Origin of the sequence: Salinihabitans flavidus, assembly GCF_900110425.1 — a bacterium.
GTDB lineage: Bacteria > Pseudomonadota > Alphaproteobacteria > Rhodobacterales > Rhodobacteraceae > Salinihabitans > Salinihabitans flavidus.
In genome coordinates this window covers 173,972-190,999 of sequence record NZ_FODS01000004.1, presented here as the reverse complement: position 1 = coordinate 190,999, position 17,028 = coordinate 173,972, and the positions used below count along the sequence as shown (strand labels likewise).

Below are 17,028 nucleotides of genomic sequence, written 5' to 3'. Positions count from 1 at the left end.
GGGGCGGGGATGAGTTACGACAGCAGCCAGTTCGCCGCGAAAGGGTTTCGCACCAACGTGCAGGTGATCCGCGACCACGCCGCGAGCGATCCGGACCGCGTGGCAATGCGGCAGAAGGAATTCGGCATCTGGCACGAGCTGACATGGGCCGGGGTCGAGGAGATTATGCAGGCCCTCGCGGCCGGGCTCATGGAGGTGGGCATGCAGGCGGGCGAGCATGTCGGCATCCTGTCGGAAAACCGCCGTGAATGGGTGCTGGCGCAGTTCGGGATCAACAGTGCCGCCGGCGTCGTGGTGGGGATGTATCCCACAAGCCCCGCGGCGGAGATCGACCATCTGGTGAACGCCTCGGACACGTCTATCCTGTTCATCGAGGATCAGGAGCAGTTCGACAAGATCGTGGATCTTGAGGGACGGGTGCCCAGGCTGCGCCAGTTGATCGTGTTCGACCCCAAGGGCACCGCGAAGAGCGATCTTCTCAACCTCATGAGCTTTGACGATCTGCTCGAACTGGGCCGCGCGCGGATCGCGCGCGAGGGCACGGGCGCGGTGGAGGCGCGGATCGAGGCGGTCGCGCCGGACGATACGGCGATCATGGTGTTCACCTCAGGCTCCACCGGCTTGCCCAAGGCGGCGGAGATCAGTTTTCACAACCTCTGGGTCGCGGGTTGCTATGCCGCGCAGTTCTTCGCGGAGTTCAGGCCGGGCACGAATATCCTCAGCTATCTGCCGCTGTGCCATATCGCCGAGCAGAACGTGACAGTGACCAACGCGCTTGTCGGGCAGATGGTGATGAATTTCGGCGAGAGCCTGCGCACCATCGGGATCGACCTGCGCGACGTGGCGCCGGAGATCTTTTTCGGGGTGCCGCGCATCTGGGAGAAGATGCAGGCCGATATCATGGTGCAGGCCGAGACGGCGGGGCCGCTGCGGCGGGGGCTGACTCTCCGGGCCCTGAGGGGTGCGCGGGCGCGCGGGGCGCGGCGGCGCGACCGCTGGAGCATGGCGGACCGGCTGGCCAATGCGGTCTGGGATCTGCTGATCTACCGGCATGTGCGAGCCTATACCGGGCTGGGGCGGGTGCGGTTCGCGATCTCGGCGGCGGCGCCGGTGTCGGGTGAGCTTCTGGCGTTCCTGCGGGGGATCGGCATCAACATCCGCGAAGCATGGGGGATGTCCGAGACCACCGGGGCGGCGACGCTGCAACCCGACTGGGGCAATTGCGACGGGCGCGTGGGGTTCTTTGTCGAGGGCATGGAACACCGGATCGCGGAGGATGGCGAGTTGCTGGTGAAGGGCGGGATCGTCTTCAAGGGCTACTATAAGAACCCCGAGGCCACGGCGGAAGCGATCACCGATGGCTGGCTGCACACCGGCGACGTGGCTGAGGAGGCGCCCGACGGGTCGATCTCCATCGTGGACCGCAAGAAGGACATCATGATCAACGCGGCCGGCAAGAACCTGTCGCCGTCGATGATCGAGAACGTGATCAAGGCCTCGCCCTATATCAAGGAGTGCATCGTGATTGCGGACGCGCGGAAGTATGTCAGCGCGCTGGTGCAGATCGACATGGCGACGGTGCGGCTCTGGGCCGAATCGCAGAAGATCGGCTATACCACCTTCCGGTCGCTGGCGGAAAATCCGAAGGTGAAAGAGCTGATCGAGTCGGAGGTCGAACGGCTCAACGCGGAACTGGCGCGGGTCGAGCAGGTCAAGCGCGTCTACCTGCTGCCCAAGGAACTGGATCACGACGATGGCGAGGTCACCGCGACGATGAAGGTGCGCCGGGCGAAGATATTCGATTTCTACGGCGAGGAAATCGAGTCGCTTTACGCCTGAGCGGGCGTTTCCAGACGGAGTGCGCGTGCCGCGCACGCAGGGCGCGCCCTGACCCGCCGTTCGGCCGGTCAGGGCCGTCGGGTGGCCCCCGGGCGGGCGCGCAGCGGCTAAAGGACACCGATTTCGGCCAGCGCGGTGGCAAGATCGTCGGGCAGGGCGTCGTCGCTCTCGCGCGCGGCGGTGAGGTCCGCGGGGCTGTCGGACGCAGGCAGGTAGCGCCAGCCCTGAAAGGGGCGGCGCAGGGCGGTCTGGGTGCGGATCATCGTGGGATCGAGGACGATGGCGCAGCGGCGGATGCCGTCCTCTCCGATGACCTCATCGAGCCGAAGGATGCGCTGCCGGCACCGGATCGCGCCGCGAATCACCCAGTAGATCGAGCCGCCGCCCAGAAGCTCGGCCTCGCGTTTCGGCCACATGCGGGTGATATGGCGCGGCAGACCGTCGCTCGTCTGGGGGCGGCGGGTGGCGTGCCATGCGATCAGCCCGTCGACGGACTCGGTGCCGACGCTGAGCTTTATAAGATTGACGAAGCTTTTGCCCAAGGTTCCATCCAGATGATGTGTTTGATATTAAAGGTATTCCAAATCTTGCGGTTTTCAACCGGGAAGATTAGGCTGGAAAGCCTTCCCCAAGTGATCAGGAAATGCGCCAATGACCCGATTCGCCGCCCCCATCGCCGAAGCCATCTGGGACATGAAATATCGCTTCAGGCAGGCGGATGACACCCCCCTGGACAAATCGGTGGAAGATACCTGGCGTCGGATCGCGCGGGCGACCGCCGAGGCGGAGGCGGAGCCGGATGTCTGGGAAGAGCGGTTCTATGGCGCGCTGGAGGATTTCAAGTTCCTGCCGGCGGGCCGCATCACCGCCGGGGCGGGCACGGCGCGCAATGTCACGCTGTTCAACTGTTTCGTGATGGGCACGATCCCCGACAGCATGGCCGGCATTTTCGACATGCTCAAGGAGGCCGCGCTGACCATGCAGCAGGGGGGCGGGATCGGCTATGATTTCTCGACCATCCGGCCGCGCGGGGCGGATGTGCTGGGCGTGGCGGCGGATGCCTCCGGCCCGCTGTCGTTCATGGACGTGTGGGACGCGATGTGCCGCACGATCATGTCGGCGGGGTCCCGGCGGGGCGCGATGATGGCGACGATGCGCTGCGACCACCCCGATATCGAGGATTTCATCGCCGCCAAGTCGGACCCCGCGCGGCTGCGGATGTTCAACATGTCGGTTCTGGTCACGGATGCCTTCATGGAGGCGGTCAAGGCGGATGGATCGTGGGAGCTTCAGTTCGGTGGCAAGGTCTATCACACGGTGCAGGCGCGCGATCTGTGGAACACGATCATGCAGGCGACCTATGACTATGCCGAGCCCGGGGTGATCTTCATCGACCGGATCAACGAGGCCAACAACCTGAGCTATTGCGAGACCATCGCGGCGACCAATCCTTGCGGTGAACAGCCCCTGCCGCCCTATGGCGCCTGCCTTCTGGGGTCGATCAACATGGCACGGCTGGTGAGCGATCCTTTCGGGGAGGGGGCCGCACTTGACGAGGCGGCGCTTGCCGATCTGGTGGCCGTGGCGGTACGGATGATGGACAACGTCGTGGACGTGTCGAAATTTCCGCTGCCCGAGCAGCGGGCCGAAGCGCAGGCCAAGCGCCGGATCGGGCTGGGCGTGACCGGGCTGGCCGATGCGCTGCTGATGCTGGGGCTGCGATATGGCTCCGAGGAGGCGGCGCGTCAGACCGAACGCTGGCTGCACGCGATCGCCCGCGCCGCCTATCTGGCGTCGGCGCAACTGGCCAGGGAGAAGGGGGCGTTTCCGCTCTTCGACCGCGAGGCCTATCTCTCGGGCGGGCTGGTGCAACATCTGGACGAGGATGTGAAGGCCGCGATCGCGGAGCATGGCGTCCGAAACGCGCTTCTGACCTCCATCGCGCCCACGGGCACGATCAGCCTCTACGCCGGGAATGTCAGCTCGGGGATCGAGCCGGTCTTTGCCTACAGCTATACCCGGAAGGTTCTGCAGAAGGACGGAAGCCGCACCGAGGAGGAGGTGGTCGATTACGCTGTGCAGATGTGGCGCGACCGGTTCGGCGACGCCGCACTGCCGGAGTATTTCGTCAATGCCCAGACCCTCGCCCCCACCGATCACGTCCGCATGCAGGCGGCGGCACAGAAGTGGGTGGATTCGTCGATCTCCAAGACCATCAACTGCCCCGAGGATATCGGCTTTGACGATTTCAAGACGGTCTACATGATGGCCTATGAAACCGGCTGCAAGGGCTGCACGACCTACCGGCCAAACGACGTGACCGGCTCTGTCCTGTCGGTGAGCGAGGCCGCGGATGTGGCACCCGGCGAGACCAGGGGCGACGGGGTCGCGGACGGCGGCGAGGTGATCTACATGTCCGAGCCGCTGGAGCGGCCACAGACGCTTGAGGGGGTGACCTACAAGCTCAAATGGCCCGACAGCGAACATGCGATCTATCTGACGGTGAACGACATCGTGATGGGCGGGCGGCGTCGGCCCTTCGAGGTGTTCATCAACTCCAAGAACATGGAGCATTTCGCATGGACCGTCGCGCTCACGCGGATGATCTCGGCGGTGTTCCGGCGCGGCGGTGATGTGTCCTTTGTTGTCGAGGAACTCAAGGCGGTGTTCGATCCGCGCGGCGGGGCATGGATGAACGGGAAATACATCCCCTCGATCCTGGCGGCCATTGGCGGCGTCATCGAACGGCACATGATCGCGATCGGCTTCATCGACGGTGAGGGAGCGGGGCTCAAGAGCGACCCGCAGGCCGGGGTGGTCAATCTGAACGCGCCCCGGGGCATGCCCTGCCCGAGCTGTGGCCAATACGAGATGCGCATGATCGAGGGCTGCATGACTTGCGCAAGCTGCGGACATAGCAAGTGCGGGTGATGTGGCGGGCAGACATTTTGTAGCGACCACCAAATTGGGGTGCGCTTCGGGTCGATCCGGTGGAGGTCAAGCGTCACGCGGCAGCCAGCATAGCTGGCCTGTCACCGATGGCGGCCTTGGGCTCGCTGAAGATCCCGAGGGACGTCGGCTGGCGTCTGGTGATGGGTGTCCGAAGGAGGTGAGCCTGGCCGTCAACTGGATCGTCGGCCCCGATGACGGCCACCGGATCCTGCGGTTCGACCCGGCGGTCGTGGCTGACTTCAAGGCTCGGCTCATTCATCCGGCGAGGATTGCCGTGTCCCATAATCTCCAGATCGGGGAGGTGGTCGGCCGACCGACACGACGCAGCGTTCGCCCGTGGTGGCGACGTCCGAGATCGGCGTGACTTCTACCAGCGATCTGGAGCCGGATCTGATCACTCTCAGTCCCAAGCCATGAAGGTATCGCGAAACCGCCTCATGTGGGCCAGCGCCTGACGGGAAGTTTTGATCGATTTCACCTTCTCTATAATCCCGAAGCCAGAAGATCGATGGCAGCTACGATTTCGTCGCGCCAAGCTGCCGGCCTCAATCCTTATCGAGAACTACGCCCCTTGCGACAAGTTTCTCGATTTCTTCCTCGCGCAAGCCAAGATTATTTTTGAGGACATCACTGGTGTCTTCCCCAAGCAGTCTGGGCGCCCTCGCGGCCGACGGGCCCTCGCCATCGAACCGGATCGGTCCACGGACCAGCCGCATGCTACCCTCGGTCGGGTGCTCGGCCGTCTCGATCAGTCCGCGGTCGCGGACATGCGGCTGTTCCAGCGCCTCCCCGATCGACAGGATGGGGGCGTTCGGAACGTCGAACGCGCTCAGGCGATCCAGCCAGTAATCCGTCGTGTCGCACGTCATCCGATCCTGGATGATCACCTGCAACGCATCGCGATTGGCCAGTCGCTGTTCGTAGGCCGCGAATCGCGGATCCTCGATGAGATCCGCGTGACCAAGACATCGCGCGAAGTTGTGCCAGAAGCTTTCAGTCAGGCAGGCGACGATCACATGTCCGTCAGATGTGGGGAAGGAGCCGTAGGGCACGATGCTTGGGTGCTGGCTGCCGACCGGCTGCGGGCTTTGTCCGGTCACGAAGTAGATTTGCGACAGGTAGCCCTGCAAGGCGATCAGGCTGTCCAGCATGGCGACTTCGACATGCCGTCCCTTGCCGGTGGCGTTGCGCTCGTGCAGGGCGGCCAGAAGTCCGAAGAGCGAAAAGATGCTTCCAGCGATGTCGCCCAGGGGAATACCAAGCTTGTTTGGCGCCTGGCCCGGCTCGCAGTTCACGCTCATCACACCCGACAGGGCCTGCGCCACGATGTCGAACGCAGGCTTGTCGCCAAGGGGGCTTTCCTGTCCGAAGCCGGTGATCGTGCAATAGATCAACCGCGCGTTGTCCTTGCGCAGGGTCTCATATCCAAGCCCGAGCCTGCTCATGACACCGGGACGAAAGTTCTCGAGCACGATGTCGCTCTGCCGGGCGAGATCCTTGGCGATCTCTACGCCTTCGGGCGACTTGAGGTTGAGAGCGATGCTCTGCTTACCGCGATTGAGCGCGATGAAATAGTGGCTGAGCTTGCCCTGAAAGGGCGGGAACCCCCGGGTCTCGTCGCCTTTTTCGATCGGTTCCACCTTGATGACTTCGGCGCCAAGGTCAGCCAGGACCATGCTGGCATAGGGACCCGACAGGATCCTTGAGAAGTCCAGCACCTTCACCCCGGCCAGGGGGCCCGTACGTTCGGCCGTGTCGTTCATTTCGTGTGCCTCGCTTGCGTCGTGGTTTTCATGATGGCCGATGCGGATGCGATCGGGCCGGTGACACAGGATACTTCGGCTTCAACGAAGATCAGGTTCCGGGTCGCGTGGCGGATCTCGGCACGGGTTTCCAAGAAATCGCCGACCTTGGCCGTGCCCAGAAACCGTGTGTCCATCTGGACGGTCACAGTCGGCTGACGGTCCGCCGCGTTCCAGGCCACGATGGCCAGCACCTGATCCATCAGGCTTGTCAGCACGCCGCCATGCACCAGTCCGATGTGATTCCTGTGATTGTCCGTGGTCTGCAATCCATAAGTGTTTTTCTCTTCGATGCCGGTCGATCGAAGCAGAGGCCCAATCAGCCCCATGAATCCCTCGATCGGGACGGTTTTCCAGCCATCCGGCACAAAATTATGTGTACTCAAGTTTTAGCTCCCTGTTTCAATCTGCAGGTCGTTGATATGGTCGCGGACAGCCTGCATGGCCTTGGCCAGTTTCGGAATTTCCTTGTCCTTCAGGCGCTCGGAAATGCCGATGGCGACGATGGATCGCGACATCGTTCCGTTATTGCTGAAGACGGGTACCGCCACGACTGTGACGCCCGAGATATAGGTGCCATGGTCCACGGAATAGCCGCGGTCCCGTGCTTCGCGGACTTCGTCCATCCAGTCATCGAAGGTTGGCGGGTGATCCCAGACCAGTTTGTCAAAGCCCGTTTTGAGGGCAACCTCGTCCTGGACGTTGAAAGCGGCAATCAGACGACCCGTCGCGCTGATCAAGGCGGGAAATCGGCTGCCAAGGTCGACCTGAAGGCGGAAGGGTAGGCTGGATTGCGACAGGGCGACGACGATCATCTGGTTGGGTTCAGCCAGTTGCGTTGCAATGCCAGTGACGCCAAACTTTTGCGACAAGCCTGAAAGCTTCGGCTGGACCAGGGTTGAGAAGGTGTTGCGCTGTAGAGCCGACCTGGCGAGCGGCAGTATGCCGATCCCGATGGAGTAGCGTTTCGTTTCCGAATCAAATTCCACCAGTCCCTCATCCTGCAAGACGCGCAGAATGTGTAGGCAGGTACTGGGGACCAGTTTCAGCTCGCGCGCAATCGGATTGACCCCGACCGGTTCGGTAGATCGGGCAAGAAATCTCAATATAGCAAGGGCGCGTGTGACGGCGGGCACCTGCCGTTTAGTCGAAGATGTGGCCTGATCTGTTGTCATTCTAACCTCGATATCGCTGAATATCATTGCCTATATACAATAATATTAGCGTATTGACAATAATTGCCTCTAATCTCTACCGTTGTCAACGAGCCGGATGAGCACCCTGCGGTGCGCCGAATACGAGACTTTGGGAGGCAGACCAGAATGACCCGCCTGACGGATTTCACGTCGTACGCAGACGCACAGAAGCATTATTCGAAGGATGGACTGTGGAAGCTGTTCGATGGAAACCGGGAGCGTTTCAACATTGCCCATGAATGCATCGACCGTCATGTGGATAGCAACAGGGTGGCCCTGCGGGTCGCTCATGCAAACGGCGCAGACGAAGTAATCACTTTCGAGGAAATCTCGCGCCGTTCATCGCAAATCGCCCACTTCCTCACGGAGAAGGGCGTAGGCAAGGGCGACCGCGTCGCCGTGATGATCGATCCGTCACTGGCGTTCTATTGCGCGCTGTTCGGTGTGATCAAAGCTGGCGCCGTCGCGGTGCCGATGTTCTCGCTGTTCGGGCCGGATGGCATCCGGCTGCGTGTGGGCGATTGCAAGCCTGAGGTCTTTTTCACCAACGCCGAAAAAGCGGCAGAGGCGCGAGAGGGTAACGCGAAGAACGTCACCGTTGTCGATCAGGACTTCCTCGATGGTCTGAGCGACTTTCCCGCGACGTTTGACTGGACCACGACTGGCAGTGACATGGCGGCGCTGCAGTACACTTCGGGCACGACGCGGGCATTGCCTGCGGCAGTCGAGCACAGCCACCAGTCCATCGTCACGCTGATGGTCGCCGCACTCTACGCCACCGGGATCCGACCCGGCGACAGGTTCTTCTGCCCATCCTCACCGGCTTGGGGGCATGGTTTGTGGCATGGGACGTTCGCGCCGCTGGCGATGGGGGTCTCGACCGGCACTTTCAGCGGCAAGTTCGATCCCGTGCGATTGCTCAAGGCACTGCATGATTTTGAAATCACCAACCTGACGGCTGCGGCAACCCATTACCGGATGATGCGCAATTCCGGAGAAGCGGAGAATTTTACCTACTGTTTCGACAAGCTGTCCTTCACCGGTGAGCCCATCGACTCGGAAACCGCCAATTATGTGGAACACGTGTTCGGCACCAAGGTGCGGTCCATGTACGGTACCACCGAAATAGGTGTGATCATCGCGAATTACCCCGGCGCCGACGATCTCGAAGTTCGGGAAGGTGCAATGGGCAAGGCGGTCCCTGGTGTCGAGGTAGAAGTGCAACGCGCCGATGGCAGCCCCGCCTCTCCCGGTGAGACCGGAGAATTGATGGTCAGGAAACGCGGCGAATGGTTCCCGACCAAGGATTTGGGGCACGTCGACGAGGACGGGTATTTCTATCACGGCGGACGAGCCGACGACGTGATCATCTCGGCTGGCTGGACCATTGGCGCGGTCGAAGTCGAAGACGCAGTGCTGAGCCACCCGGCGGTCGCCGAATGCGGCGTGATCGGCGCACCCGACGAACTGCGCGGACTGGTGGTCAAGGCATTCATCATCCTCAGGACCGAGGAGACTGATGGCCTCAAAAAGGACATTCAGGACCACGTGCGTGCCCGGCTCGCACGGCATGAATACCCCCGCCAGATCGAGTTTGTCACTGAACTGCCGAAAACCCCGGCTGGCAAGGTCAACCGCAAGATCCTGCGCGATCAGGAAACCAAGAAATTCGAAAACGCGGAATGACCCGCGCGCCCGATAGATAGTCTGAGGAGAAAGAAGACCATGAACGACATGACCCATAGAAAATTCCCCAAGATCACCGAGGAGGGTCTGGACGATCTGCGCAAGCGGATCGGTGTAAAGATCGAGAAGACCGTCGAGCCGTGGTGCTATGAAGCCACTCGCGACAACATTCGTCACTACGCGCACGGCATCGGCGACGACAACCCGCTCTGGTGCGATCCAGCCTATGCCAAAACCACTGGGTACGGCGACGTGATTGCGCTGCCCAGCTTCCTGTTCGCCACGAACCGCATCATCTCCGGCTACGTCGGCGGTCTGCCGGGCGTGCACGCCATGTGGTCCGGCGCCAATTGGAACTGGCACAAGACCATCACCCGCAACATGGAATTCCGCACCGAGGCGGTGCTGAAGGACTTGATCGAGCATGACACTCGGTTCGCTGGCAAGGCCGTTCAGCAGATCTACCATGTCGATTTCTACGACACGGCATCCGGTGATCTGGTCGCCGATGCGGACAGCTGGTGCTTTCGGACCGACCGCGACCAGGCACGCGAGAACGGCACGAAGTACACCGAGGCCAAGGAGAAAGGCCGTAAGGTTTGGACCGAGGACGAACTGAACGAATACTACAAGTATTACGAGCAGGAGACGATCCGCGGTGCCGAGACCCGCTATTGGGACGACGTGGCCGAGGGTGAAGAACTGCCCACGATGGTCAAGGGCCCGATGACGGCTACCGGTTTCATTGCCTATGCGCAGGGCTGGGGCGGTCTGTATATTCGCGCCAATAAGCTAGCTTGGCAGCTTCAGCAGAAACACCCCAGCGCAGGGCCGAAGAATCGCTACGGCATTCCCGACTGCCCCGAGCGTGTGCATTGGGAAGAGGAATTTGCGCTCGAGGTCGGCGCACCCGGCGCCTATGACTACGGCCCTGAGCGCACCTCATGGCTGACCCACCAGATCACGAACTGGATGGGCGATGACGGATTCCTGCGGCAGGCCAAGTGCCAGGTTCGCCGGCACAATCCCGAGGGAGACATCATTCTGATTCACGGCACGGTCATCCGGAAGTTTCAGGAGGACGGTCGCTACCTGCTCGAGATCCAGCAGCGCGCGGAGCAGCAGGACGGCGAGTTGTCGGCCATGGGCTCTGCCATTGTGGAACTGCCAAAGCGCTGAAACCGGGAACTGCAACGGCAAGGGAGGCAAGGCCGATGCTTGAAAAGGTCCTTAGCAAACTGGAGGACATCCTGCATCTCGCGGGGTGCCTCAGCCTTGTCGCCGTGGCAGGACTGATCAATGCCGACATCCTGCTTCGGCTTTTTGCGAACAGACCCGTGCAGATCCAATTCGAACTGACCGAGCTGTTTCTTATGCCGGCGCTCGCCACTTTGTCGTTGTCGCGAGTCTTTCGCGATGGCGGCCACTTGGCGCTGGAATTCACGCCCAAAGTCCTGCCGGGCCTACTCGGGCATGTGATTTCCCTGCTGCGCCTTCTGCTGCCGGCGGCCTTCTTTGCCGCCGTCACTGCCATGTCCGGAAAATTCGCCTTCGAAGCCATAGCGCACGGGCATGTGGAATACGGGGTGATCGATTGGCCGCTTGGGTGGGCCTATGCCGTCATCCCTCTGGGATGCGGTGTACTGGTCTTGCGGCTACTGCACGACGCGTTGATGAAGCGCGATCTTGCGGGGACCTGAAGACAAAAATCCAATGGGAGGAGACCAAAATGAAAACGACGACTACTTTTCTTGCGGCACTGACTGTCGCAGTTACATTCGGAACGGCTGGTGTCTACGCGGAAACCTTGCGGCTCGGGGACTTCCAGTCGACCAGCCATATCGTATCCGTCGAGGGTACGACCAAATGGATGGAGGCCGTGGAAGAGGCCACCGGCGGCGAAATTGCGTTCCAGCATTTCCCGTCGCAGCAGGCGGCGAAATCGAAGGCCCAGCTCGATGCGGTCACCAACGGCATTCTTGACGCTGCGCTGCTGGGCACACCTTACCACGCCGATGTACTCCCGCTGAATTCAGTGGTCGCCTTGCCGGGCTTCTATGGCTCGGCAGAGCAGGGCACCGAGGCGCTGCAAACCATGCTGAAAGAGGGACCTCTGCGGGAAGAGATTCTGGCAACGGGTGTTACGCCGATCTTCGGCTTCGTGTTGCCGCCCTACCAGGTACTGGCCAAGACGCGGCTGGGTGAGCCCACGGACTGGGACGCTCAGGACATCCGCACGTCGGGTTCGACCCAGGCCATGACGGCGCGTGCGCTTGGCGGTGTCGGAATCTCGATCCCGGGGCCCGAAGTCTATACCGCGGTGGAGCGCGGCCGTCTTGACGCCGTGCTGTTCCCGCTGGCCTCGGTTCCCGGCTACAAGCTGAACGAGGTGGTAAGCCATATTTCGACCAACGGCTCGTTTGGAGGCTACAGCTTCGTCATGGTGGTCCGCAGCGACCTATTTGACGGCCTGTCAGCGGAAACGCAGGCTGAGTTGATCCGCCTCGGCGACGAGACCGCGCTGCACGTCGCGCAAGCCCAAGACGAGTCGGTCGCCGGTCTCATCGAGAAGTGGACCGCAGAGGGGATCGATACCTACGAGTTCACAGAGGAAGAGCTGGCGGCCATGTCCGCCGAGCTGGAAGCCGTGAGCGCTGATTGGGTCACTCGGATCGATAACGACAAGGCGCAGGCGGTTCTGGAAACTTATGGCGAACTGATCAGCCAGTAACCTGATCCCGAAAACCATCGAAGGCAGTCGCCGTTTGCGGCGGCTGTCTCACACCCCTGAAAATGCGCGGACCTTAAATGCTAACATTTATTGCCATAGTCGTTCTGTTGGCTGTTCTCATGACCTTCAGGGTTCCCATTGCCTTTGCGATGGGGATCGCCGGAACCGTCGGCATTGTCGCGCAACTGGGCGCGCGCCCGGCCCTTGCGGTGCTCGAGCGGACCTTCTTTGACACTTCTGCCTCTTTCATCTTGGTTGCAATTCCGCTCTTCATCCTCATGGCCGAGTTGCTGACCGCAGGGGATGTTACGCGGCGCGCCATCATTGCCTGTCAATCGTGGATCGGCCACGTCAAGGGTGGACTGGCCATGGCGACGGTCGCCGCGTCCGTCATCCTGGCGGCATTGGTGGGCAGTTCCACGGCCTCGACCGCGGCCATGTCGGCCTCGGCCTTTCCCGAGATGCGGGCGCACCGGTATTCTGATCGTCTCGCGGCGGCGGTGGTCAGCGTCGGCGGAACGCTGGCCGTGGTCGTGCCGCCATCGATCGTACTGGTGGTCTACGGCGTGCTGACCGAGACTTCGATCGGCAAGCTATTTATCGCCGGGATCATTCCCGGCCTCCTGACTGCGTCCGGCCTCGCCGTAGTGATTAAGATCATCGCCCAAACCACCGATCAGGCACCCAAGGGGGAGCCGTTCGCCTTGAAGAAGGCGGTCAAGGAAAGCCGCCACGTCATTCCGATGGTATTGTTACTGGTGGCGGTGATTGGCGCGATCTATGGCGGTCTTGCCTCACCGTCGGAGGCGGCTGCGTTGGGCGTCATGGGGTCGTTGCTGATAGTCCTGTTTCAGCGAACGTTGAGCTTCGTTCAATTCAACAGATCCGTCAGTGGAGCGATCCGCGCCACAGTGATGATCGTTGCCATTGTTGCCTGTTCCGCAATCTTCTCGAATTACTTGGCTTTCACGCGCATCACGCACAGCATGTTGGAATTCGTCGCAACGACCGAAATGCGGCGCGAGGTCATCATGGGGATCATCATTCTCGTACTGTTGGTGATGGGCATGTTTATGGATCAGCTTGCGATTCTGTCGCTCGCCATGCCGCTGGCCTTTCCCACGGCGATGGCGCTGGATTACGATCCCGTTTGGTTCGGCATTGTCGTGACCAAGACCGTCGAGATCGGACTGTTGACGCCGCCTCTGGGCCTGAACGCTTATGTGGCGGCGGCCCAGACGCGTGTGCCGCTCGGCACAATCTTTCGTGGGATTCTGCCCTTTCTTGGCATGGAGATTGTCGTGTTGATCCTGTTGCTGTCCTTTCCGCAGATCACGCTGTTTCTACCGGACCTGATGGCCCGCTGACACCGGAGCGGACTACCCGACTTTTAGCGCAGATCCTGTCCCTTTCATCGAGAGGGCAGGTGCCGGTTGTGCACCGACCACATGGAGACCGAAGACAGATTAGCATTTTACAGAGCAGCCTTGGCCCGAACACTCCCGTCCGAGCGCCTCACCGGGTATTCTCACAACACCGGCGGGCAGGCGCTTGGCAATGTGCCGGTCGCGCTGGAACTCGGTCTGCGCACTTTTGACAGCACGGTCGGGGGGCTGGGCGGCTGCTCCTATGGGCCCGGCGCCAAAGGTAACCTGTCCACAAGCGCATTGGCCACGGCCGAAGCTATCGTATGTCGATATGCCGTTACTCGGGGGACATTTCCTGTAACCTCCCAAGTTTGGGAAGAAGGAGATGTTCATGACGAGGGATCAGCGTATCCCTCGGTTCGACCGATTTCAAATCTCGGTTCATCCATCCGGCGAGGATCGCTGAAAAGCATGACTTCCAGATTGGGGAGGTGATCGGTCGGCTGAAACGGCACGGCGTTTGCCCTGTGGTGGCGAAGTCCGAGATCGGCGTGGATTTCTGCCGGGTCGGAGACCTCGAGGCCGGTCTGTCAACTTAACATAATAGGGCTGCGGTCCCAATTGGTCATGATCGAAGCTTGAAACCACCCAATAGGGCGGTTTTTGTGTCCTGAATTCTGGCTCGCGAAGAGCATCAGATGATGGCCAAGTCAGGTTTTTGTCGTCGCTGCGGCAGTTGTTCATGGCACCGGATCGAACGGAAAGATCGGGCGCGGAATATGCTTGAATTCCAGCCGATCAAGACGTGGACTTGCCAATCCCCCGCCATCTACCAGCGCGATGCGATGTGCGACCGGCGCGTAGGCGGCGCGGAAATGCTGGGTAGACTTCAACGCGATCACCCGCTTGTGCAACGGCTCGACTCCCAAGGCGCGAAAGATGTTCATGTCCAGCGCCTGCGTGGCGGCACATGTCACCAGAACGTCAACGCCCGCGATGCGCAGCAAGGCGGACGGCCCGCAGGACTGTGCTACGCCGTTCCACATCGGACTGTCGCATACATAGCGCCCATCCCCCAATGCCAGAACCAGCGCCGAGGTAGGCAGGGGGCCGCCGCCGAACCCGGCGTCGAAATGCCCGCCCAGTGAAATCTGCGCCGTCTGCCCCGCTCCGGCCTGCTGCGCAGCGTGTACGGAGGCGGGATCGCATAATGCGCCGAACAGAATATTGTCGCCGCCACCGTTGATCAGTTCCGCCAGCAGGCTGGTCGTGTCGCCATAGGCGCCGTCGCCGGGATTGTCGGAAGGATCGGCCAGAACGAGCGGCTCTGCCGCGTCATGCGACCGGGCAAGTTGTGCTGCCTCGGGAGGCGTCAGCATCTCTTCGGCGGGGGCATTGCGTGCGTCCCACATCGCTTTGGCCACCTGATCGGCCGCCGCCTCTGCCGCCATTTGCGCGCCGCTGTGGCAAACGGTGACGGTCGGACCGATTTCCGGAACGTCGGCCAGCGAGAACCCGGCATTGATGGAGATGTCCAGCAAATTGGCATTGTCCGATTCCAGTCTTGCGGCCAGCGCCATCAACCCCAGCATCGGCTCGCTGTCGGTGCGGCCGCCTTCCGGCAGAGTTAGCATGGGCAGTTTGCGAATGGTTGTGGCCACGGCCATCCGGTCCTGCATCCGACGCTGAAGAGCCAGCGCGGCCTTGCGTCCGGTCTGGCGCATGTCGACATGCGGAAAGGTCTTGTAGGACATGACGATTTCCGCGTCATCACACAGGACCGGGGCCAGGTTGGCATGCAGATCCAGAGTCACGGCGATGGGCACATCCGGCCCGAGAATGTCGCGCAGCCTGGACACCAGTGCGGCGTCGCCATCCGTGCCGTCCCGTCGGACCATCGCGCCATGCAGGGACAGGACCACCCCGTCAAACGGGTCCTGACGGCGCGCTGTGTCCAAGATGCGGCCGGCGAAGGCGTCCCAGGCGCGGTCCGTGACCATGCCGCCCGGGGTGGCGAATGTGGCCACCGTCGGGATCAGCGTCCAGCCGCGTGCGCGCGCGATATCCACAAAGCCGCCTACCTCGTTGGCGGTGTCGGCCAAGGCGGACAGCACGTCATCGTCCTCGTGGCAGTAGAAGGCGCGAAAGGCGTCCTCGTCGGTTACTCTTTTGCAGAAGGTGTTGGTCTCGTGCATAAACTGCCCGAGAAGTACCCTGAACGCCATTTTTGAATCCTCGCAAGTCGCAAAGTTGTGCAAGGATAAGTTTGCAGGGTCGTCGGAGTGCCCCGGTTCTAATACGAGCCTGCCGCGGGATGCAACTTGGAAATTCGAACGGACGTAATCGGTGCTTGATCCCAACCTGAACTGTTTCCTGATCGTGGCGGCCGAAGGGTCGATCCGCAAGGCATCGGAAAAGCTGAATATCGCAGCCTCTGCCGTCAGTCGGCGCATCACCGGGCTGGAGGAGGATCTGGGCGTGCCGCTGTTCGAGCGTCACGCGCGCGGATTGCGCCTGACTGACGCGGGGGGGATTTTCATGGATCACGCCCGCCGCGTCAGGCGCGACGAAGCCTTTGCCATGGGTGAGATCGAGGCCCTGCGAGACCTGCGGCGCGGCGCCATCCGCATCTCCTGTGTCGAGGGAACGATCAGCGGGCTGATCACGCCCGCCATCGTGGAATTCCGACCCAATTCGAAGGATGTCAAATTGTCGGTGGTGCGCGCGGGCAGCACTGCCGTCATGCGCGCGGTAGCGGCCGATGAGGCGGATCTCGGTCTTGCCTTCGATCCGCCCGCGCATCGCGATGTCGCGGTCGTCACACAGACGCCCGCGCCGCTTTATGCGGTGGTGGCACCGGGATACGCCCTGCCCGACGGCACGTTGGGACTGGCCGATATCGCGCATCTGCCGATCGCGATGCCCCCCGACAGCATCTATGGTATCCGCGATGTGATCGACCGGGCCGGTGTCGCGCTGGACCCCGCGCTGAAATGCGATTCGGTTTATGGCCTGGTGGGTTTTGCGAAAGAGGGGCAGGGGATCTCGCTACTGCCGATGTGTTGCATCCATGACCAGCTGGGCGCGGGCGCGCTCGTGGCCCGGTCGCTGCGCGATGCGCCGCTTAAGAACGCGACCATCTCGCTTGTCGCCCGGCGGCATCGCAACCTGCCGCCGGTGACGCGCCGGTTTTGCACCATCCTGTCCCGCATCATGGAAACCGCCCCTTTCTGACGCGGTTCAGGGCGACCGCGGCGTTGGGACCCTTGGCCCGGCGCAGGCAGCGATTCGATGTTGCGCTTCATCCTTGATGCGGGGTGTCTCTGGTGGGTCACCCACCGCTCCAGCGTTCTTGTTTCGGCAAACCGGTGTGCCAAACTCTTGCTTGTTTCTGAACGCTATCCATTGAACTCTCACGGCGAGATCAGGGGTGACTTTGCCGGGTGTCGGAAGTT

Annotated in this window: 14 protein-coding genes; 8 read left to right on the top strand and 6 right to left on the bottom strand. The window is 61.8% G+C overall.

Annotation, left to right across the window (positions count from 1 at the left end; translation table 11 throughout):
* Positions 1–9: 9 nt before the first annotated feature.
* Positions 10–1,839, top strand: coding sequence for an AMP-dependent synthetase/ligase (locus BMW66_RS05535; RefSeq protein WP_093116279.1), 1,830 nt, complete (start codon positions 10–12; stop codon positions 1,837–1,839).
* Between the two features lie 107 nt (positions 1,840–1,946).
* Here the strand turns inward: BMW66_RS05535 and BMW66_RS05530 are convergent, their stop codons facing one another.
* Positions 1,947–2,381 carry a DUF1489 family protein gene (locus BMW66_RS05530; RefSeq protein WP_245729376.1) on the bottom strand — a complete coding sequence of 145 codons (435 nt, stop codon included), beginning with the start codon at positions 2,379–2,381 and terminating at the stop codon, positions 1,947–1,949.
* Between the two features lie 109 nt (positions 2,382–2,490).
* Between BMW66_RS05530 and BMW66_RS05525 the strand changes: the two genes are divergently transcribed.
* The gene (locus tag BMW66_RS05525) at positions 2,491–4,770 is read left to right on the top strand and encodes an adenosylcobalamin-dependent ribonucleoside-diphosphate reductase (protein WP_093116277.1); all 2,280 of its coding nucleotides are present in this window, start codon (positions 2,491–2,493) and stop codon (positions 4,768–4,770) included.
* 73 nt (positions 4,771–4,843) lie between these two features.
* On the opposite strand, the gene BMW66_RS05520 is transcribed toward BMW66_RS05525, so the two are convergent.
* The 4 genes from BMW66_RS05520 to BMW66_RS05505 all read right to left on the bottom strand — a co-directional run bounded on the left by BMW66_RS05520 (position 4,844) and on the right by BMW66_RS05505 (position 7,768).
* On the bottom strand, positions 4,844–5,050 hold the full coding sequence (locus BMW66_RS05520) for a hypothetical protein (RefSeq protein WP_093116275.1): 207 nt from the start codon (positions 5,048–5,050) through the stop codon (positions 4,844–4,846).
* Positions 5,051–5,336: 286 nt separating this feature from the next.
* A complete protein-coding gene (locus tag BMW66_RS05515; RefSeq protein WP_093116271.1) occupies positions 5,337–6,554 on the bottom strand; it encodes a CaiB/BaiF CoA transferase family protein in 1,218 nt (405 codons plus the stop codon).
* The gene (locus BMW66_RS05510; RefSeq protein ID WP_245729375.1) at positions 6,551–6,979 is read right to left on the bottom strand and encodes a PaaI family thioesterase; all 429 of its coding nucleotides are present in this window, start codon (positions 6,977–6,979) and stop codon (positions 6,551–6,553) included. The genes BMW66_RS05515 and BMW66_RS05510 overlap by 4 nt, the downstream gene beginning before the upstream one ends.
* Before the next feature lie 3 nt (positions 6,980–6,982).
* On the bottom strand, positions 6,983–7,768 hold the full coding sequence (locus BMW66_RS05505; RefSeq protein ID WP_093116269.1) for an IclR family transcriptional regulator: 786 nt from the start codon (positions 7,766–7,768) through the stop codon (positions 6,983–6,985).
* A gap of 147 nt (positions 7,769–7,915) precedes the next feature.
* Between BMW66_RS05505 and BMW66_RS05500 the strand changes: the two genes are divergently transcribed.
* The 5 genes from BMW66_RS05500 to BMW66_RS05480 all read left to right on the top strand — a co-directional run bounded on the left by BMW66_RS05500 (position 7,916) and on the right by BMW66_RS05480 (position 13,573).
* Positions 7,916–9,475 (top strand): acetate--CoA ligase, encoded by a 1,560-nt coding sequence (locus BMW66_RS05500; RefSeq protein WP_093116267.1) that lies wholly within the window; start codon positions 7,916–7,918, stop codon positions 9,473–9,475.
* Positions 9,476–9,514: 39 nt separating this feature from the next.
* Complete coding sequence (locus BMW66_RS05495; protein ID WP_093116265.1) at positions 9,515–10,654, top strand: FAS1-like dehydratase domain-containing protein; 1,140 nt, start codon at positions 9,515–9,517, stop codon at positions 10,652–10,654.
* 35 nt (positions 10,655–10,689) lie between these two features.
* A complete protein-coding gene (locus BMW66_RS05490) occupies positions 10,690–11,175 on the top strand; it encodes a TRAP transporter small permease (protein ID WP_093116263.1) in 486 nt (161 codons plus the stop codon).
* Between the two features lie 29 nt (positions 11,176–11,204).
* Positions 11,205–12,206, top strand: a complete 1,002-nt coding sequence (locus tag BMW66_RS05485) for a TRAP transporter substrate-binding protein (protein ID WP_093116261.1) — start codon at positions 11,205–11,207, stop codon at positions 12,204–12,206.
* Between the two features lie 77 nt (positions 12,207–12,283).
* Positions 12,284–13,573: a TRAP transporter large permease gene (locus BMW66_RS05480; protein ID WP_093116259.1), complete on the top strand. Its 1,290-nt coding sequence runs from the start codon at positions 12,284–12,286 to the stop codon at positions 13,571–13,573.
* A gap of 740 nt (positions 13,574–14,313) precedes the next feature.
* On the opposite strand, the gene BMW66_RS05475 is transcribed toward BMW66_RS05480, so the two are convergent.
* The gene (locus tag BMW66_RS05475; protein ID WP_175483168.1) at positions 14,314–15,798 is read right to left on the bottom strand and encodes a M81 family metallopeptidase; all 1,485 of its coding nucleotides are present in this window, start codon (positions 15,796–15,798) and stop codon (positions 14,314–14,316) included.
* A 121-nt stretch (positions 15,799–15,919) separates the two neighbouring features.
* On the opposite strand from BMW66_RS05475, the gene BMW66_RS05470 reads away from it, so the two are divergent.
* On the top strand, positions 15,920–16,807 hold the full coding sequence (locus tag BMW66_RS05470; protein ID WP_093116255.1) for a LysR family transcriptional regulator: 888 nt from the start codon (positions 15,920–15,922) through the stop codon (positions 16,805–16,807).
* Positions 16,808–17,028 lie beyond the last annotated feature (221 nt).

Coding starts and splice junctions, on each gene's coding strand:
- BMW66_RS05480 (WP_093116259.1), top strand. CDS start 12,284: ATGCTAACATTTATTGCCATAGTCGTTCTGTTGGCTGTTCTCATGACC.
- BMW66_RS05505 (WP_093116269.1), bottom strand. CDS start 7,768: ATGACAACAGATCAGGCCACATCTTCGACTAAACGGCAGGTGCCCGCC.
- BMW66_RS05520 (WP_093116275.1), bottom strand. CDS start 5,050: ATGAATGAGCCGAGCCTTGAAGTCAGCCACGACCGCCGGGTCGAACCG.
- BMW66_RS05525 (WP_093116277.1), top strand. CDS start 2,491: ATGACCCGATTCGCCGCCCCCATCGCCGAAGCCATCTGGGACATGAAA.
- BMW66_RS05485 (WP_093116261.1), top strand. CDS start 11,205: ATGAAAACGACGACTACTTTTCTTGCGGCACTGACTGTCGCAGTTACA.
- BMW66_RS05515 (WP_093116271.1), bottom strand. CDS start 6,554: ATGAACGACACGGCCGAACGTACGGGCCCCCTGGCCGGGGTGAAGGTG.
- BMW66_RS05490 (WP_093116263.1), top strand. CDS start 10,690: ATGCTTGAAAAGGTCCTTAGCAAACTGGAGGACATCCTGCATCTCGCG.
- BMW66_RS05535 (WP_093116279.1), top strand. CDS start 10: ATGAGTTACGACAGCAGCCAGTTCGCCGCGAAAGGGTTTCGCACCAAC.
- BMW66_RS05500 (WP_093116267.1), top strand. CDS start 7,916: ATGACCCGCCTGACGGATTTCACGTCGTACGCAGACGCACAGAAGCAT.
- BMW66_RS05475 (WP_175483168.1), bottom strand. CDS start 15,798: ATGGCGTTCAGGGTACTTCTCGGGCAGTTTATGCACGAGACCAACACC.
- BMW66_RS05495 (WP_093116265.1), top strand. CDS start 9,515: ATGAACGACATGACCCATAGAAAATTCCCCAAGATCACCGAGGAGGGT.